The sequence below is a fragment of the Cupriavidus oxalaticus genome, from assembly GCF_016894385.1.
Classification (GTDB): Bacteria; Pseudomonadota; Gammaproteobacteria; order Burkholderiales; family Burkholderiaceae; genus Cupriavidus; species Cupriavidus oxalaticus.
The window spans coordinates 1,272,267-1,291,204 of record NZ_CP069811.1 but is presented as its reverse complement, the minus strand read 5'-3'; the positions used below and the strand labels follow the sequence as shown (position 1 = coordinate 1,291,204).

General features: G+C 64.2%; 12 protein-coding genes. 2 read left to right on the top strand and 10 right to left on the bottom strand.

Annotated elements, in window-relative coordinates:
• Positions 1-7: 7 nt before the first annotated feature.
• From uraH to JTE92_RS05700, 3 genes are read right to left on the bottom strand one after another with little or no spacing between them, the layout of a single operon-like run.
• Positions 8-343 (bottom strand): hydroxyisourate hydrolase, encoded by a 336-nt coding sequence (gene uraH, locus JTE92_RS05710; protein WP_063241415.1) that lies wholly within the window; start codon positions 341-343, stop codon positions 8-10.
• A gap of 30 nt (positions 344-373) precedes the next feature.
• A complete protein-coding gene (locus tag JTE92_RS05705) occupies positions 374-895 on the bottom strand; it encodes a hydroxyisourate hydrolase (protein ID WP_063241414.1) in 522 nt (173 codons plus the stop codon).
• Position 896: 1 nt separating this feature from the next.
• Positions 897-2,237, bottom strand: a complete 1,341-nt coding sequence (locus JTE92_RS05700; protein WP_063241413.1) for an MFS transporter — start codon at positions 2,235-2,237, stop codon at positions 897-899.
• 406 nt (positions 2,238-2,643) lie between these two features.
• Between JTE92_RS05700 and JTE92_RS05695 the strand changes: the two genes are divergently transcribed.
• Both JTE92_RS05695 and uraD read left to right on the top strand, forming a co-directional pair.
• Positions 2,644-3,600: a LysR family transcriptional regulator gene (locus JTE92_RS05695; RefSeq protein ID WP_063241412.1), complete on the top strand. Its 957-nt coding sequence runs from the start codon at positions 2,644-2,646 to the stop codon at positions 3,598-3,600.
• 132 nt (positions 3,601-3,732) lie between these two features.
• Positions 3,733-4,257: a 2-oxo-4-hydroxy-4-carboxy-5-ureidoimidazoline decarboxylase gene (uraD, locus tag JTE92_RS05690; protein ID WP_063241411.1), complete on the top strand. Its 525-nt coding sequence runs from the start codon at positions 3,733-3,735 to the stop codon at positions 4,255-4,257.
• A gap of 63 nt (positions 4,258-4,320) precedes the next feature.
• On the opposite strand, the gene JTE92_RS05685 is transcribed toward uraD, so the two are convergent.
• The 7 genes from JTE92_RS05685 to JTE92_RS05655 form a co-directional block, all read right to left on the bottom strand.
• Positions 4,321-5,079: an SDR family oxidoreductase gene (locus tag JTE92_RS05685; RefSeq protein ID WP_063241410.1), complete on the bottom strand. Its 759-nt coding sequence runs from the start codon at positions 5,077-5,079 to the stop codon at positions 4,321-4,323.
• A 147-nt stretch (positions 5,080-5,226) separates the two neighbouring features.
• A complete protein-coding gene (locus JTE92_RS05680) occupies positions 5,227-5,682 on the bottom strand; it encodes a toxin-activating lysine-acyltransferase (RefSeq protein WP_063241409.1) in 456 nt (151 codons plus the stop codon).
• Positions 5,679-7,094, bottom strand: coding sequence for a TolC family outer membrane protein (locus JTE92_RS05675; RefSeq protein ID WP_084254786.1), 1,416 nt, complete (start codon positions 7,092-7,094; stop codon positions 5,679-5,681). The genes JTE92_RS05680 and JTE92_RS05675 overlap by 4 nt, the downstream gene beginning before the upstream one ends.
• On the bottom strand, positions 7,094-8,431 hold the full coding sequence (locus JTE92_RS05670; RefSeq protein WP_063241407.1) for an HlyD family type I secretion periplasmic adaptor subunit: 1,338 nt from the start codon (positions 8,429-8,431) through the stop codon (positions 7,094-7,096). Before JTE92_RS05670 ends, JTE92_RS05675 begins: the two co-directional genes overlap by 1 nt.
• Positions 8,424-10,625: a peptidase domain-containing ABC transporter gene (locus JTE92_RS05665; RefSeq protein ID WP_063241406.1), complete on the bottom strand. Its 2,202-nt coding sequence runs from the start codon at positions 10,623-10,625 to the stop codon at positions 8,424-8,426. Before JTE92_RS05665 ends, JTE92_RS05670 begins: the two co-directional genes overlap by 8 nt.
• 132 nt (positions 10,626-10,757) lie before the next feature.
• Positions 10,758-18,041, bottom strand: a complete 7,284-nt coding sequence (locus JTE92_RS05660) for a tandem-95 repeat protein (protein WP_084254785.1) — start codon at positions 18,039-18,041, stop codon at positions 10,758-10,760.
• Positions 18,041-18,898: a hypothetical protein gene (locus tag JTE92_RS05655; RefSeq protein ID WP_063241404.1), complete on the bottom strand. Its 858-nt coding sequence runs from the start codon at positions 18,896-18,898 to the stop codon at positions 18,041-18,043. Before JTE92_RS05655 ends, JTE92_RS05660 begins: the two co-directional genes overlap by 1 nt.
• Positions 18,899-18,938 lie beyond the last annotated feature (40 nt).

Genomic DNA, 18,938 nt, shown 5'->3' with positions numbered 1-18,938 from the left:
TTGCGCTTCAGCTGCCCCGGTATGTGCCGAAACTCCACGGCGAGCACAGCAGCGGCACGTGGTAGTGCTGCGCGGCGTCCGCGATGGTAAAGCGCACGGGCACGATGTCGGCGAACGTGTCCGGCGTCTTGAAGTAGTCCGCCACCCAGAAACGCAGCTCGAAGTCGCCGGTGCGGGCCTGGGCGGCGGGCAGCATGGGCGTGTCGGTGCGCCCGTCGTGGTTGGTCCGCGCCTTTGCAATCAGCTTCGGCGGTTGCGTGCCGACGTCGAACAGTTCGATCTGCATGCCGGCAATCGGCTTGCCGAGCGATACGTCGAGCACGTGGGTGCTGATGCCTGCCATGGTCTGTCTCCTTTCAATGCAACGCAGGCATCAGCTGCCGCGGTAGTAGTTGTAGCTCCACGGCCCGAACGTCACGGGCAGGTGGATGCGCTGGCTGGCGTCCGTCACGCGCAGGCGCAGCGGGATCTTCGACAGGAACAGCGGCTGCGGCAGGTTGGCCTTGCGGGCGGCGAAGTACTCGTCCACGTGCATGACCAGCTCGTAGGTGCCGGTGCGGTAGGCCTCGCCGAGCAGCAGCGGCGGCTCGCTGCGGCCGTTGGCGGCGAGCGTCATCGTCTGCAGCAAGCGTGGCTGTCCGTTGTCAACGCGGTACATGTCCACGCGCATGCCGGCGGCCGGCGTGCCGTGCCAGGTGTCGAGCGCGTGCATGGTCAGCCGGGGGCTGAGGCCGCCCTGCTGCACCGGGCCGGCGGTCTGGTTGGGCGCGGTAGCCGGCGCCGGGCTGGCGGCCAGTGCGTTGCCAGCCAGCAGCGCACTGCCTCCCAGCGTGATCGATTGCAGGCCGAAGCGTCGGCGGGCGGCATTGAAGCCGGGATCGTGGTCGTCGTGCATGTCAGGCCTCGCGCTTGTGATGGAGGCGGCGGATGCCGAACACAACCAGCACCGCAGCCAGGATTTCGATGGCGGCCACCAGGTACAGGCCGCTGCTGACCGTGCCGGTCGCGGTCTTGATCAGCCCCATGACATAGGGCGCACCGAAGCCGGCCAGGTTGGAGACGGAATTGATGAGGGCCACGCCCACCGCCGCGGCGCTGCCCGCCAGGTAGCGGTTGGGCAGTTGCCAGAACACGGGGATGGCGCTCATGGTGCCGACCAGCGCGGCAGTCATGGCCAGCAAGGTGATCACCGGCGACAGCGCCTGCACGCCCATCAGCACGGCCAGCATGGCCATCGCCGCGCCGCCGACCAGCGCGGCGCCGCTGAAGTGCCAGCGCACCTCTTTGCGGCGGTCAGAGTGCGCACCGTTGGCGATCATGCCGATCGCGCCGCAGAGGTAGGCCACCGCCGCGATCCAGCCTACCGCCATCGGCGTGGCGAAGCCCACTTCCTTGATGATGGTCGGGATCCAGAAGGTCAGCGTGGAGTTGGCGCACAGCAGGCAGAAGAAGATGGCGATCAGCAGCCACACCTTGCGGTTGGTGAACAGCGTACGCCAGTCGTGCCCGCGTTCGCCCATGGCGGCGCTGTCACGCTTCAGGGCATCGAGCACGATGCGCTTCTCGCTCTCGGTCAGCCACTTGGCCTGCTCCGGCTTGTCGGTCATGTAGAACCACGCGACGATGCCGGCCAGCACGGAGGGAATGCCTTCGAGGATAAACAGCCATTGCCAGCCATGCATGCCGTGCACGCCGCCCATCGAGGTCATGATCCAGCCGGCCAGCGGGCCGCCGAGCACACCTGCGATCGCCGACGCCGACATGAACGTGCCGAAGGCGCGGGCGCGCCGCTCGGACGGATACCAGTAGGTCAGGTAGAGGATCACGCCGGGATAGAAGCCCGCCTCGAAGGCGCCCAGCAGGAAGCGCAGGATATAGAACTGCGTCGGCGTGGTGACATAGGTCTGCAGCATGCAGATCACACCCCACCCGATGGTGATGCGCATGATCGTCTTCTTGGCACCGATCTTCTGCAGCAGCATGTTCGACGGCACTTCGAAAAAGAAGTAGCCGAGGAAGAAGATACCGGCGCCAAGGCCATACACCGCCTCGCTGAAGCGCAGCGAATCCAGCATCTGCAGCTTGGCGAAGCCGATGTTGACGCGGTCCAGCCACGCCAGCACCCACAGCACGCCAAGGAATGGCAGCAGGCGCCACGACACCTTGCGAAAGACGCTGGCTTCCGCATCGTCCGCCGTGCCGGCGAACATCGGAACGCCCTGTTTTGTCATGGACATGGAGTCTCCTGTCTTGTCGGTTTGTGTTGTGCGGCCGCTGCCGCGGGGATGGTGCGGCAGCGGCCTTCCGTTCGGATTGGGAGCAAGTATAGGAACGGGTCCGCAATGCGGAACCCTGGGCGTGGTATAGACCCTATAGCAGCTCGGATATGGGTCGGAGAGCCTTGTCTGGCGCGGGTTTCCGGGCGATTGACTGGCGCCTGTGCGGACCTATGGATTACCCTAGGCGGCTGGCTTTGTCGCTCTGGTTGGCGCACTGTTCGGGCGGCCCCGCCGCCGCGTGCGGGTTCGACCGCGTTGCCCTGCGGTGCGCGACAGGCTACAAATCCGCATGGGCAGCGCACGCTGCGTGCCGGTTGCGCCCCTGCCCGCCCCGCCCCTCCGACCAGAATGCCCGAGACTTCGCATGATCCGCGCCGACGACCCTTTCGATACCTACCTGCTGCGCGTGCTGTGCATCCTGATTGCCGAGCAGAGCGTCTCGCGCACCGCCATCCGCCTGAACCAGTCGCAGCCTGCCATCAGCTCGGCGCTCAAGCGGCTGCGCGCGATCTTCAACGACCCGCTGCTGACGCGCGAGAAGAATGTCATGGTGCCGACCGAGCGCGCCCTGCAGATCGCCCGCAACGCACAGGCGGCGCTGAGCGCGCTGGACAACCTGCTGGTGTCGGACGACCGCTTCGACCCCGCCACCACCGAGCAAAGCTTTACCGTGGCGATGCCCGACTACCTCGCGCCGCCGTTCTTTGCCCACGTCGTGCGGGAGTTCCGGCGCATGGCACCGCACGCGCGGCTCGCGGCGATTCCGCTGACCGCCACCTTCGACTATGAGCAGGCGCTGTCCGAGGGCGCCATCGATATCGTGATCGGCAACTGGCCCAATCCGCCCGAGCACCTGCACCTGTCGGTATTGCTGGAAGACGAAGTGGTCTGCATGGTGGCGCGGGACAGCGTGCATAACCAGCCGGGCAAGTTCACCGCGCAGGCCTACCTGGGCGCTGCGCATATCGTGCCCACGCCCTACTCGCGCGACCAGCGCGGGCTGGTCGACACGGGCCTGAGCACGATGCGCGTGCACCGCGACAACCGCGTGAGCTGCCCCTACTTCAACCTCGCGCCGAGCCTGATCCCGGGTACCGACCTGATCCTGACCACGGGCCGCCACTTTGCCAACTATCACGCGCAGCACGTGCCGGTGGCGGTGCTCAGGCCGCCGATCGAATTCCCGTTCATGCGCTTCTACCAGCTGTGGCATCCCGCGCGCCACCGCTCGGCCTCGCATGCGTGGCTGCGCGGCATGCTGACGGCGGCGTCGCAGGCGCTGCGCGACCTGCGCGACCTGGACCCCGCCCCGCGCGCATAGCGGTATCGGATTTTGTTATGCGTCTTATATGGCCGCGCCCCTCGCCGCGCTCATGCCTGCTTTCTATACTCGGCCCGTATTCGGTTTCCATGCCTGGCCTGCGCAGCGGGCCTAACGGGAGGAGAGCAGTCCATGTCACAGTCACTCGATCTGGCGCCGGTCAATGCGCTGGACCAGTCCGGCTTCACGCACGCGTTCGGCAGCGTGTTCGAACATTTTCCGCTGGCCGCCGAACGCGCCTGGGCGCAACGGCCCTTTGCATCGGCCAGCGCGCTGCACGATGCGATGATGGATGTCATCCGCAAGCTGGATGCGAAAGCCCAATGCGATTTCCTCAACCTGCATCCGATGCTGTCGGCCGCGAATATCCGCGCCGGCACCATGACGGCGGATTCCAATGCCGAGCAGAAGAGCGCGGGGCTGGACGCGATGTCGGCGCAGCAGGAAGCCGCGCTCGACCGCATGAATGCCGCTTACCACGCGCGGCACGGCTTTCCCTTCATCATCTGCGTGCGGCACTACACGCGCGAAGGCATCTTTGCCGCACTGGAACGCCGTATCGATCGCAGCACGCAGCAGGAGCTGGATGAGGCGCTGGCACAGATCGGCGCGATCACGCGCGGGCGGCTGCAGGCACGGCTTGGTACGCTGGCCTGAATGCCTTGACGGGCGCGGGACGCAGGCCGTCGGGCGATCCAGGCCAGCCGCGCATCCCGGCTTTCAGCGCTGTGCGCCGCGGCTTTGCGCCATCCATGCTTCGAAGGTGGTCTTGCCCAGCCAGGCGGCGCCCTCCGGCACCAGCGTATCGTCCTTGAGTTCGGCGCCGAAATACCGGGCTTCCGGATCCGTCACGACCTTGCGCGGATCGGCGGTGGCCTCCAGATAGCGCTGCACCAGTTCGTCCATGCGGAATCTTTCGGGGCCGGCAATATCGACCATGCCATTCACCGGGTCGGCCAGCGCATGGTCCGCAACCGCCTCGGCAACATCATCGGACGCGATGGGCTGGATCAGCGCGGCGGATAAACGCACCACATCGCCTTCCGCCCCGGAGTGGGCGATGCCGCCCAGGAATTCGAGGAACTGCGTGGACCGGACGATGGTATAGGGAATGCCCGCGTCCCGGATCTGGGCTTCCTGGGCGATCTTCGCGCGGAAGTAACCGCTCTGCGACAGCTTGTCCGTGCCGACCACGGACAGTGCCACATGGTGGCCGACGCCCGCGGCCTTCTCCGCGGCCGCCAGGTTGCGCCCGGAGGTCTGGAAAAAATCGAGTACCGCATTGTCCTCGAACGAGGGTGAGTTGGCGACATCCACCACCACCTGCGCGCCGGCCAGCGCCTCGGCCAGGCCTTCGCCGGTCAGCGCGTTCACGCCGGTCTTTGGCGACGCGGCAATCACCTCATGCCCTTGCGCCGCCAGCCGCGCCACGACCTTGCTGCCGATCAGGCCGGTACCACCGATCACGACAATTTTCATCTTGCACCTCCGGCTTGTGGGAACAGTATGGGACGACCCCGCTGGAATGCTAGGTGACGGAAGGGGTCGGCGATAGGGCAAGCCGCAGCGCAGGGGGTAGCGGCGAGGACGCCGCCAGTTCGACATGCTGCCGGATCAGGCTATCCACTACACAGTGATGACCGTAGCAGAGGAAGACGTCTCAGGGGCCACCTGATGAATCACCCTTCCCGCCAGCGCCGTCTGCCTCAGATCCGCCAGCACCTCCGAGGCGCCACCGTAGGGTGCGATCAGGTCAATCAGGAAGACCTGATCACCCGACTTCCAGTCGCCGGGCGCCAAGTGGAACGGCGGGCGCATATAGCGTTCAATCACCGCTTCCGACAGGCAGGCCCAGGTCACAAACGCGGTGGGCATTTCGCCTTTCATGTAAAGCTTGGCTTGCTCCAGCACGAGCGGCGGCATGACACGCCACTCCAGGTCGGCGAAGAAGGCGTGCCGGGTCGATGGATTGTTCATCATCAGCCAGGAGACCGGCCCCAGCAGCGGGATTTTCTTGATGACTCGCTGGGCCTGCTCGGCGGCGAATCTGGCCAGTTGCTCGGTGTTGGTAGGGGTCGTCATTGGGTTCTTACGTTCGGTGATTTGGTGGCGTTCGATGCGGCTGGCATGGCAGGCACCGCGGGTGTGGCCTGACTGGCATCCTCCGTCAGCAAGGCGTTGACGGCAATGACATCGCTTTCTGCCAGCGTGCCAGCGGCCGATTTCAGGCGCAGGCCCTGCAGGATCGTGTCATAGCGCGCCCTGGCCAGGTCGCGCTGCGCGGCAAAGAGTTGCTGCTCGGCGTTGAGCACATCGATGTTGACGCGCGTGCCGATCCGGTAGCCGATCTTGTTGGCGTTCACTGAATCAAGGCTGGAGGTGACTGCCGAAGTCAGCGCCTCCACCTGCGAGAGGCCGCTGGTGACACCGCCGAAGGCCTGCCGCGCCTGCGTGGCCGCCTGGCGCCGTGCCGCTTCCAGTTCCGCCCGGCTCTTGTATCGGTTGGCGATGGCTTCCGACACCCGGGAATTGACCGCGCCGCCCTGGTAGATGGGGATGGTCAGCTGCAGGCCGATGGTGCCGGATTTGATCCGGTTCTCGATATCGGCCGGCGAGGTCATGGACCCGGACGTGTAGTTCCCGCCATAGCCAGCGGTAAAATCGAGCGTCGGCAGGTGGGCCGCCCGGTTCTTGGACACTTCCTTCTCGGCCACTTCCACCGCAGCCAATTGCGTGCGCACCGCGGGATTGTTCTGGCGCGCACTGCCCATCCAAGCGCCAACGTCTGCCGGCTCGGGCGCTGGCAGGCTTACATCGGTCCGGAGGCCGGCCAGCGGGTCGGGCAGTGGCCCAATCAGCTTTTCCAGCTCAGCCTGCCGGGATTCCTGGTCGTTCAGCGCCTGCACCAGCTGAGACCGCCCGAGATCATGTCGGGACTGCGCCTCGTACACATCGGTGATCGTTGCCTCGCCCACGTCGTAGCGGCGCTTGGCCAATACACGCTGCTGTTCCACCGCACGCAGCTGCGCCTTGGCGACCGTTACACTGTCGCGTGCCGTCAGCACGTCGAAATACGCCTGAGCCGTGCGCAGGATCAGGTCGCTCTCGGTCTGCGCAAACTGCGCCTCGGCCTGCTCGACTTGGGCGCCAGCTTGCGCGATGCCAATCCAGTTCGCGACGCGCACGACCGGCTGCGACAGCTGCAGGTTCCACGCCCAGCTATTGACGTTGCGGTCCTGATAGGGGCTGCCAGCGAAGCTCGCTTGCCCGTTCTGGCGGCCGCCGTTGCCGTTCAGGTTGACGGTCGGGAGTATCCCGGCCCGGGCCTGCGGTAGCTTTTCGCGGCCAGCCTCCAACGCATAGCGGGCCGCCTCGAAGGTTGGATCACCTCCCTGCGCAAGACGATATGCGCCCACCAGATCGATGGCGTGGGCATGCGATGTGGCCACCACCGCGGCCACGGCGGCGCTGGCAAATAGGGATACTCGTGCCATCACCGCTCCCGCAGGGCCTCGTCCTTGTAGCGCAGCAGCGGCGACAGGAAATAGGAGATCATGCGGCGCTCGTCGACCCGGATATCCGCCGTCACGCTCATGCCGGGCGTGAGCGTGCCCTTGCGACCGTTGACCGAGTTCGGCGTCGCCTGCTCCGCGAGCCGGATGCGCACCGGGTAGATCGGACCGAGCTTCTGGTCGTTGACAGCATCGGTGCCGACCCACTGCACCTGGCCCTCGATGTAGCCGAAACGCGTGAAGTCGAACGTTTCGACCTTGGTGATGACGCGTTGGCCGGGCTTCACATAGCCGATGTCCTTGTTCTGGACTTGGGCGTCTACCTCCAGGGCAGTGTTTTCCGGCACAACGATCGCCACGGGCTGTGCCTGGGTGACCACGCCGCCAACGGTCGTGACCGCCAGTTGCTGCACGACGCCATCAATGGGCGCCCGCAGGATCTGCAGGTCACGGCGCTGGGTAGCCTTGACCAGCTCCAGTTCGGCGGTCGCGGCCTTGCGGCTCTCCTCGGCGAGCTCAGCGGAATTGCGGGCGGTGAACTCAGCAACGGCCTGCGCGCGCTGCTGATGCGCGGCATTCAGCCCGGCATTGGCCTCGGCCAGCCGGTTGGTCTGCAGGGCCAGTTCCTTCTTGAGATTGATCAGTTCGAGCCGCGTCTCGATCAGGCCCGTCTCGGCGATGTGTCCGGTCTTGACCAGTTCCTCGCGCATGTCGTTCTTCTTCGTGACAAGCGGCAGGCTGGCCCGAATCTGTTCCAGGCTGGCGGCGGTGCCGTCACGGTCGGCGCGCTTGCGCGCGACCTCGGCATCGAGCGCCGCCATCTTGGCGCGGTGTTCGGCCAGGGCGCTGGTCAACTGTGCCTGCTGCGTCCGGGCGATGTCGTCTGGCAGTCCCTCGATGGTCGGCAGGGTGCCCTTTCCATCCAATAGCGCGGTCAGCCGCTGCACCTCCGCCTCGGCTTCCCAGTGATCGCGTTGCAGGCGGTCGCGGTCAGCCGCGGTGGTGGTCGGGTCCAGTTCGATCAGGACGTCGCCAGCCTTGACCTTCTGGCCATCGCGCACATAGATCTGGCGCACGACGCCGGCTTCGAGTGGCTGCACCACCTTGGATTTGCCGGAGGGAATGACCTTGCCCTGCGCCGAAACCACCACATCCATCCTGGCGAACACCGCATAAACAAGTGCCACCGCGGCCATGCCGCAGAGGCTTGCCGCGACGATCCTTGCCATGCGTGCCGGGCGGCGGTTGGCGATACCCATCGCCGCCGTGGCGAACGTCTCGGCGGACGATTGCGTTTCTGCTTTACGTAGTTCAGACATGCGTGCCTCCCGGCAGCGGCTGCACAGGAGCCTTGTGCTTGACCGTCAGTGTTTCCAGTACGCGCGAGGCCTCGAACAGGGCGCGATACTTGCCTGCCGGCTGGGCGATCAGTTCGGTATGGTGGCCTTGCTCGACCAGTTGACCCCTGTCGAGCACCAGAATGCGGTCGGCCAGGCGCAGCGTCGACAGACGGTGGGCAACGATGAAGACCGTGCGGCCCGTGCAGATCTTCTCCAGGTTGTCGTGAATGACGCGCTCGGACTCGTAGTCGAGGCTCGCAGTGGCTTCGTCGAGGAGCAGCAGTCGCGGGTTGGTGGCCAGCGCCCGGGCGATGGCAATGCGGGCGCGCTGACCACCGGAGAGCAGACTGCCGCGCTCACCAATCACGGTGTCGTAGCCCTGGGGCAGCACATTGACGAAGTCGTGCGCGCCAGCGAGTTCGGCTGCGGCCATCACGTCTTGCAGGGACAACTCCGGATTGGAGATGGCGATGTTGTCCCGTACCGACAGGTTCAGCAACGCGCAATCCTGGGAGACCACACCGATCTGGCGCCGCAGCCAGGTGGCATCGACCGTGGCGAGATCGATCCCGTCGATGAAGACCCGTCCGCTCGTGGCGGTATACAGGCGTTGCAGCAATCGGATAAGAGTTGTCTTGCCAGCGCCTGAGACGCCAACCACGCCGATGACCTCCCCAGCAGGGACGCTGAAGGACACGTCCGACAGCACCTGGGCGCCGTTGGCCTGGTAGGCAAAGCTCACTCGATCAAAGCTGACTTGACCTTGCAGGGAGCGGCGTCCAGCGCCATCGGCAGCGAAGCCAGGCTCAGGCGTGGCATCCATGATGGTCGCCAGTCGCTTGATGGCCACACGCATCTGCTGAACTTCCTGCCACAGGGTAGACAGCTTGATGATCGGCGCATTGACACGGCCAGATAGCATATTGAACGCAATCAGGCCGCCGACAGTCAGGTTGCCGTCGATCACCTGCATGGCACCCACGCCCAACAGAATCACCGTCAGCGCCTTGCTGGCAAGATTGGTCAGCTGGTTGGTCCAGTTGCCAGTGTGGCCCGATTCGAATGACGACACGGCAAAGCGCACCAACCGCTCCTCCCAGCGGCGCTGCCAGCTTGCCTCCACCGCCTGGCTCTTGAGCGTTTCCATCGCGCCAACGGTTTCCACCAGGAAGGCCTGGTTGTCGGCGCCCAGTGCGAACTTGTCCTCCAGCTTCTTGCGCAGCAACGGGCTGACGATATAGGACGCACCAAAGAAGATCGGCAGGAAGGCGACGACGATGAGCGTCAGCAGCGGGCTGTAATAGAACATCACCGCGAGGAACACCAGCGCGAAGACCAGGTCGAGCCAGGCGGTCAGCGCCTGGCCGGTGAGGAAGTTGCGCGCAGTCTCCAGTTCGCGCGTCGCGGCGATGATGTCGCCTGCGCGCCGCGACTGGAAAAACGACATGGGCAATCGCATCAGATGCTGAAACAGGCGTGCGCCCAGCTCGACATCGACCCGTTGCGTGGTGTGCGTCAAGAGATAGTGGCGCAGCCCCGAGAGCACCGCTTCGAACAGCGCCACGCCGGCCAGCGCGACCAGCATCACCACAAGCGTGCTTTGCGAGCGATGGGTCAGCACCTTGTCGATCACCACCTGGAAGGCTAGCGGCGTCACCAGAGCAAAGATCTGGACAAAGAAAGACGCGAGCAGGACCTGCGCCAGCTCGGCCTTGTATTTGCCGATGGCGTGCCAGAACCACCCCACATCGAACTTGGGCGCGGTAGCCCCGCTTGTAGCGTCGGCTGTCGCGGTTACCGAGGCGACGCTCGGACTCGCTTCTACCCATGCGCCGGCGAAGTCCTCCGCAAACTCGGCTGCCGACACGGCGATTGCCTTTGCGCCGGCGCGCTGTACCAGCACGGTGTCGCTGACCCTGCCAACCAGGACCAGTTTTCCACCGGTGGTCAGCGCAAGCACTGGCAGCGGCGCGTTGGCCAGTGCTGACAGCGTGCCACTGACGCGTTTGGCCGTGAAGCCCAGATCCTGCAGGCCCCACAGCACGCGGTCGGGATCAAGGTCTTGGGCAATGTCCCACCGCCGCGCGAGCGCTTCTGCATCTGCGCGCCGCTCATGCAACGTGGCAAGCGCCGCCAGCATAGTCAGATTGGGTCGAAGCGGCGCGGTAGTCATGACCGCCCCCAATACCAACAGGCTCGAAAGAAGTGCTGCATTGTTACCATATCCGTCAAAAGTGGGTAAAGCCTTCCCAACACGGCCGTTCCTGACGGAGCGGCCGATGTGGTGGAATCGGTGAATGAGTTGTTAGCTGGTGTGGGGGTACCCCATCCCCAAGTCGACGACACTGGCCTGTGCGACCCGGTCCACGACATCGGTGAAAGTTTCCTGGTGCGGCGGCACGAATGTGATCGGTCTCGCCGCTGGGTCCGTCTCGGTATTCATCGCCTGCACGAACTGGAGCACCATGCGCTGTACGATCTCGCTCTCGGTGGGCGGCGGGAATGCGGAAGGCATATGGGAATCGGTTGACGCCTCGTGGGCGACGGCGAGCTGCGCGACCGCATCCGCGGCGAATGCGTGGTCATCCTGCAATTCAGGGACCGCCCCGACGCATAATTCCTCGGAGTAGAGCGCGAAGATGGGCAGCGGCACGTCCTTGCCAGCGAACATCACGTCGGCCGCCTCGCTTTTCGTGCCGTCCGTGTGTGTCACTTCGACTGTGCCAAATACGACGTTGTCGTGGTCGACGTGCGACTCGCCCTTGCGCTCCAACCCGATGGCCACAATGCCTGCCTGATCCAGGGTCTTATGTTCTGACTGGCTGAATTCACCGTCGCCGTTGGCATCCTGCACCACCTTGAGTCGACTCCAGGCAGCATCCTCGTTGCTGATCTTGCCGTCGTGGTTGCTGTCGAACGTGGCCAGCGCTTCCAGGTCCGTCTTTGTCCCGGGCGCGAAATTGGTCAGCCGGGTCTCTTCGACGGAAATCAAGCCATCCCCATCCGCATCGAAGCCCAGCACCCCATCGGTGGCCGCGGCCCAGCCGATCTGCTCGGTCTGGCCGTCGTGGTTGACGTCCGCCTGGACGCGAGACTGGTCGGCAGCGATCAACTCTGCCCCATTCCCGTTCAGGTCCAGCACAATCGGTGTGAAGCCGCCGCTGGCATTGGTTCCCTTGTGCGTGGCGTTGACGACCACATCGGTATAGGCGCCCTGTGCATCCTGAATGCGGATGGTGAAATTGTCCGCGCCGTTGTAGGGATCGCCGCGGTGGCTGATGTACTGCCAGTAGTCCTGTGTGCCAATCAAATACTGGGCGAGTACGGTCTGGTCAGGACGCAGGTAGCCCGTCGCCGTGTCGACGTAGGCATTCGCGTAGGCGTGTCCGTGTTGTGGGCCCTGCGCAATCGAAATCACGATGGCGGCCGAATCCCCGTCGGGGTCGTAGGCGATGATGCGCCCCATCTGCCGCTGGGTGTCATCGCGATCGTAGAAAATCGTGTTGGCTTCCACGGTGGCGCTGTCTCTCAGGCCTTCGACCGAATCGATCTGGGTCAATGCGAGAGGCTTCAGCATGCCGTTCTGGTAATGCTGCGGCGTATACACGGCATGATTCGCATCGTAAAGCTGACCTTGCGCCGCCAACGATTTAGCCAGCGACTCATCGTAAAGAGGCTGGAAATAGTTCGGTTCCGGCTGGAAGGCCAGACCGCCCTCCGATGACGCATAGATGGGCTCCGCGCCATTGAGCCCAGAGGTTCGTCCAATCATCGGGGATGGGCCATGATAGTAGCCAAAGATCGGCCGGCCGTACTCAATGGCCTCGATCACGGGCGCCTTGTTGACGTGAGCGACTTCCAGATAGGCTGTGGCCCAGGTCTGGCCACCATACGGGTCGGAGACCAGGTACTGGAAAGAAGCCTGGCCATAGAAATCGGAATCTGGCGTGAAGCGCACCTGCCCGTCAGGCTGAATCTCGACTATGCCGTGGTGGGCATGGGCAACCTGGGCAATCGCCAGCGCATCTCCGTCGGTGTCGCTGTCATTGGCCAGGAATTGCGCCGTGTTGATAATGAACGGCGTGTTCTCGTAGCCCCAGAAGCCATCATCGACCGCGACCGGCGTCGTGTTGATCTTCTCCAGGTTGACCGTGGTGGTGGCCGTGGCAAATCCACCGGCGCCATCGGCGATGGTGTAGGTGAAGTGCCCCGCCGCGCCGGGATAGCCGCCATAGCCGGGATCCGGCAGGAACGTGACCGAGCCGTCGGCGTTCAGGCGCACAGTACCGTGCTCGGCATCCGCGACGCCAACGATGCGCAGGTCGCCGTGCGGATTGTCGATGTCAAAATCATCGGCCAGCAGCGCCGCAGCGGTCATGGTGATGGCCACACCCTTGCGGCCGTCGACAATGTTGTCGTTGGCAATCGGGGCGTCGTTGACCGGTGCCACGTGGACGGTAGCTGTCGCGTTCGAGACGCCACCGACCCCATCGCTCACCTCGTAGGTAAAGCTGGCGTCGCCAAAGAAATCCTGGTCGGGCACAAAGCGAATGGAGCCGTCCGGGTTCAGCGATACGGTGCCATGGCTGGCATTGCCCACCTTGGTGATGGCGAGCGCATCGTGCGGATTGTCCACGTCGCGGTCATTCGCGAGCAGTGCGGCCTGCACAATGGTCAGCGCGGTATCTTCGCTGCTTGCGATGACATCGTCCGTCAGCCGAGGGGCATCGTTCACGGGCGCCAGATCGATATCGACCCGGCCGGTCGTCTTGGCCCCGTGTGGATCGGCTACCGTGTACTCGAAGCTGGCGGCCCCGAAATAATCCGCCTCTGGGATGAACTGGGCCGAACCATCCGGGTTCAGTCGCACCTCTCCATGTAGCGCATTGCCCACCGCCACCAGCTTGAGCGAATTCTGCGCATCATCGACGTCCCGGTCATTGGCCAGCAGGCTCGCGGCGGTAAAGGTCGCCGCCTCATCCTCAGTGCCGCCGAACTGCTCGCCGGTGATGATGGGCGCGTCGTTCACCGGCGCGAGGTCCACGGTCACCAGGCCTTCCGTGTAGCCGCCGGCGCCGTCCGTCACGGTATAGAAGAAGGTCGCAGTACCGTAGAAGTCCTGCTCGGGCACGAAGCGGATCTGGCCGTCCGGCAGCAGCTCGACGGTGCCGTGCTGGCCGGCCCTCACCGAGAACACATTCAGGTCGCTGCGTGGATTGTCGACATCCCGGTCGTTGTTGAGCAGCGCCGCCTGCTGGATCAGCAGCACCGTATCCTCGTCGGTGCTGACGGTCTCACCGGTGACGACCGGGGCATCGTTGACCGGGCGGATCTCCAGGGTGACGGTGGCCGGCGTCAGGCCGCCATTGCCGTCAGACACCCAATAGGTGAAACTGGCCGGCCCGAAGTAGTCGTGATTGGGCAGGAAGCGGACGTTGCCGTCCGCGTCCAGCTTCACCAGCCCGTGCTGGGCCTCGGAGACCGCCACGATACGTAGCACATCGCCCACCGTGGGCGAATCGACGTCGTAGTCGTTGGCCAGCAGCTGTGTCGAGGTCAGCAGGATCCCTGTGTCTTCGTCGGAAGCGACGTTCTCGCCCGCGGTGACCGGCGCATCGTTGACCGGGGCGATGTCCAGGTTCACCCGGCCCATCGATTGCAGGCCATACTGGTCTTGCACGACGTAGCGAAAGCGGGCGGGGCCCCAGTAATCGGCGTCCGGGGTGAATCGGATGCGTTGCACGCCATCGGCATCGATGGCCAATGACACGGTACCGTGCTCGGCACCATAGACCGAGATCAGGCGCAGCGGCTGCGTGACGGTGTTCTTCGTGGTGTCGTTGGCCAGGATGATCGCGGTATCGATGACATAGCGCGTGTCCTCGACCCCAGTCACGTGCTCGTCGTTCACGTCGGGAGGCGCCAGGCGGACATCGTCGCCAGCCGGCGGTGGCTGGGGCGCGCTGTCCTGCGACGGGACGGCGCCACTGGCCGCCGGGATCGGCTCCTCGACATGAGGCACGGACGTGACCTGTTTCGGGGTAATCGCCACCGTCAGCACATCAGCGATGCTATCGGGCTGAGTCCGCGTGCTGGCCGGCAGGGAATCGACCGGGACGGGCACAAACGCCGGTACCGCCGGCGGGGCTGTGGTTGGGCCAGACGTTTGCCCGTCCGCCGGCAGGTGGCTGATGGTGTTGTTCGCGACCGTATCGACGTTACCGGCGCCCAGTTGACTGTTGTCCACCAAAGCGGCATCGGCCGGGACTGCCACCGCACCGATGCCCACGCCGATCAGCGCACCGATACCGGCGAGGGGGCTTTGGGCGCTCTTGATCCACTCGTCACGGACGGCCGCGAAGGCGTCGGCGGCCGTCGCCGGCGGCGCGCTGGTGAGACGCGGATCATTCTGCCGGATGGTGGCTACCGTCTGCGGCTGGCTGGCGCTGGTCTGGCCGGATGAAGCCAGCCGCGAATCGCTTTGGTCCACGCTGGTTTGCGTGGTCTGACCGACATCCGACTGCGCTGCACCGCTGCTCACGCGAATATCGTCCGCGGCGATCACGTCCTCCGCCAGGGCCTGCTCATGCCGGCGGTCGCTTGCCGTACGGACCTGGTCGCTACCCTTGTCCACGCCCATCTCGCCACTGGCGTTATCATTGGCAACACCGCCGTGCGTGTGGCCCGCCTCGCCCGCATAGTCGTGGGTGACCACCGCGTTGAGAACGGTCTCGCCGCCTTCCTTGGCGTGCAACATGCCGGCAAAGGCATCGACCTTGCCATCCCCATCGATATCGGCAAATGCGGCCTGGTAGTAATTGCCACGCACGTCAGCGGTCAGATGCTGCTCCGTGATCGCGAGGGCGCTGCCATCTGTCGCGCGCAGCACGGGCGGCACACTGGTGAAGTCCAGGCTGGCGATCCCGCGGTCCAGGAACGAGGCGAACTCGCCGTCGGCGGTCTGGCCATTGCGGTTCACATCCAGCCAGATGCCGAGGGCCTTGAAGGCCGGGTCGTCGGCATCAAGCCTGCCGTCATGGTTGACGTCGAGCCACTGCAGGCTGTTGCGCGCGTGCGCCGCAGCCGCGTCCGGATCGTTGGTCAGGATCTCGTTCTGCCCGATGACGCCGTCGCCGTTCAGGTCGATCGACAGGATCCCTTGGTTGGCCTGCACCCAGTCGGTCTGCTCGATGTAGGCATCCAGATCGACGTTTCGGCCGATACGGCCGGTGTTCACGCTGTCCGGCAGCTCCGGCTTGAGGTCGACCGTCAGCGCCGTGAAGTGCTGGTGGATGCCGTCGGCATCTGCTTCGGGCAGCGCGGCAGCATCGTCAGGCTGTTGCCAGTCCAGGTTGTGCAACTGCTGCGCGACCCGCGTCCGGTTTTCGTCAATGCTGCCTGTGGCCGGCGCCGTCAGTGCGCCGTGCTCATTCATGGCTGCCAGCACAGTCTCGGCTTCCCATGCTGGCACGACTGCCTTAAGCGCATGCGCCATGAATTCCTCTGCCAGGGACGCCAGGCCTTCCTGGTTGCGGCTGCCGGCGCTGTCGAAGTATCGCGTCTGCTCCTGCCCGTTCTCGTCGATCCACTTGAGGTACAAGTGACCGGGCGCAGCATGCCCAAAAGTCGCGGATTCGTTGCCCCAGTAACCATCCGGATCGTAGGCATAGCCGATGGTCGGCAGGCGCTGCGGAATGATGGCATACAGCGGATTGCCGTCGGCGTCGACCTGGCTGGCCAGCGACTGCTGCATCCCATTGACGAGATTATCGAGCAGCTTCGTCGGCGTGGCGCCACCCTGCTCGGTGTCGACGGTGGTCAGCACGTGAATGCTGCCATCCGGGTTCCAGACTGCCGTGGCCTCGCCTTCGAGGGTCGGCAAGTCCTTTTCGGACAGGAAGGTGCCGATATAGGCCACCGCAACCGCAGCGAAGGCAACAGGACCGGACCAGCTTGAGTAGGCTGCTGTGGTAGACAGTGCAGAGGCGACCACGGCCAACGACGCGCTGGCTATCTGGAACCCGTTGCCGTCATCGATGGCGATGGCGAGCGAAACAAGGCTTGCTGCAATCGCGAGGTAGCCGGCGTACTGGCCAACTTCGGCACCAAGTTCCATCAGCGAGCCGGCCGCCGGTGATTCCGACAGAAAGGCCGTGACACCTCGGTCCCGCAAAATTCCGGCGTAGATCGCCGCTGCCTGGCTTGCCAAGTTCAGACTCGAGGCTGCGACGCCGAGGCCGTCGCCATCCTGGATTGCCGTGACCAAATTGAGACCGGCCGCCAACGCATTCAGCCCTGAGGCAGTGCCGCCGGGCAGACCATTCAGTCCCGTGGCCTTGTCCAGATTCGCAAGAAGTGCCGCGGCGGCAACGACAATGGTTTTGGTATCCCCGGACTCGATCGCCTGAAGCAGCGACAGCATGCTTTGTATCGCACCCAGGCCACTTTGGTCCGCCACGGCGTCGGGCCGCTCATCTCCCGCGCCGGGGTCATGAGCGCCGCCCTGCAACCCCGGATCGTAGGTGTCGTCAGGATAGACAGGAATACCGTTCACCTCGCCGATGGGCGTCAAACCGAGTACCGTCGCAGGATCCGGAGCTGCATCAGGAATCGGCTCAAAATCAGTACCGGCCGTGCCGTAGTCATCCATCAGGCTTGTGGCATATCCGCGATCGGCCATCGCAGTGTCAAGCTCACCAAGCAAGGTGCGTGCATGCTCAGGCGAGATATCCCCATTCCGGACGGCCTGCTCTACCTGCTGGGCCATGACGGCAGACGTCAGTAGATCGGCGGGGACCTTGACGACCACGTACTGCTCCGGGTCAAGCCCTTCAGGCAACGCCGCATCACTGATGAGACCGTTTCGTCGAAGCTCGTCCACCATGGGGTCGTTCTTGGGATACGCGGCGCCGCAGAAGAAATCGCCCGGCTGGGTGGTGTCCCCGGCCTTCTCCTTGGCCAGGTCCCACATCTTTCCCATGGCACCATTGACGCCGGCATGCCCTGTGGCGTCGGGAATCGGGAACACCTTTCCCTGCGCCATCCCCATCAGAGTGCCCAATGCGGAATTGCACGCCATGTTATTGCTGGCGTTGTTCGGCGTCATCCAGTCAGCCAACAACGGCAGCGCGCTCTTGATGGAGTCTCCTGCTGCACCTGCCATGCCTTTGAAGGTGCTGGTGTCCCACTCGGTATGGCCGTCGTCGTAGTAGATCTTTCCATCCAGTTTCACCGGAGTAGCGGACTGAGGCTGCAGCTTGTTCTCGTTGGCAAAGTGCTGGAACTCGCCGGCCCGGGCGTTGAGCGCGTCACGGGTAATTTCAAGCTGCTGGCGCTCCAACGCCGACAGGTTTGAACTATTGCTTAGCCGACGTTCGTACTGCTTCGCGATGTCGTAGCCTTGCTTGGCGGTGTCGAGGAAGTCGTTGTACTGTTTGACTGCCGCGAGTTCATTGAGACCGGCCCGGGCGATTTGTACCGTTGTTGATCCCTTGTTTCGCAAGAGGTCATCTACATTTTCCTTCGCCTTTACAAGTTGAGCACGCAGCTGCGCTTCTTGGCTGCGCCACTGTGTAATTGGTCCAGCCATCACTTATCTCCAAGCTTCAGCGCAATGCAATCGTCCAGCGTCGGATGCCAAGCCTCGAGTTTGCTGGCGAGCGCGTCGCTGTCAGGCCTCCCCGATTGATTTCTCAGCTTCCACAAGGCATCTCTGGGGTCCGAATGGCTGCTGTACTTGCTGGCCTGGGTTTTCCAGCAGTAGTACCGCGTCCAGTCCTTGGCGCTGGTCAACTCTTGCCGGGTGACGTAAGCCGAAATGGAGACGGCACCATCGTATCCAGCGCGAGCCGCCTTGACCGACGCCTCGAACCCTGCCTGCACGTCCTTTGGAAATCCCTGAATGCCGGTCATGAGGAAGAAGCCGACACTGCTCAGGCATCCTGGATGTTCGAGTTCCGTGCCCCGACGCCAATACGCCAAGGCTTGATCCCGATACATGGCCCGTTCATCGTCCGACCCCGTGTTGCTGAGTTCCGGGTACAAACACATCGCGCCGGCGTCCCCACTCTCAGCCAGCTGGGAGAGGCGAGCCAACGGCTTTCTTATCTCATAGCGAATGCCGGTTGACGGCTGCAGGATTTGCAAGGTGATGTAGGCCAGTTCGTAGCCATCCCTCGCCATGGCGAGCCAGTCAGCTTCACGGCGGTTGGTACCATCCTTCCCCATATACTTGGGCGTCCCCGTGTTCCAATCGCGAATCTCGTTGAACAAATCTCTCTCGTATTGCGCGCGGGTCTTGGCCGGAAGGACTGCCGCCTTGGCATGGTCAAAGGGCGGAAGATCATGTCGCTCCCGCGAGTAGATATACAGCGCCATCCCACCGAGCAGGACAATGACACCTGCGATCAGGGCTACCTTGCCCAAGCCCTTCAGTAGTCTTTTCATGCCGCTAGCCTTCCAGGTTCATACGACAATGTGTTCACGG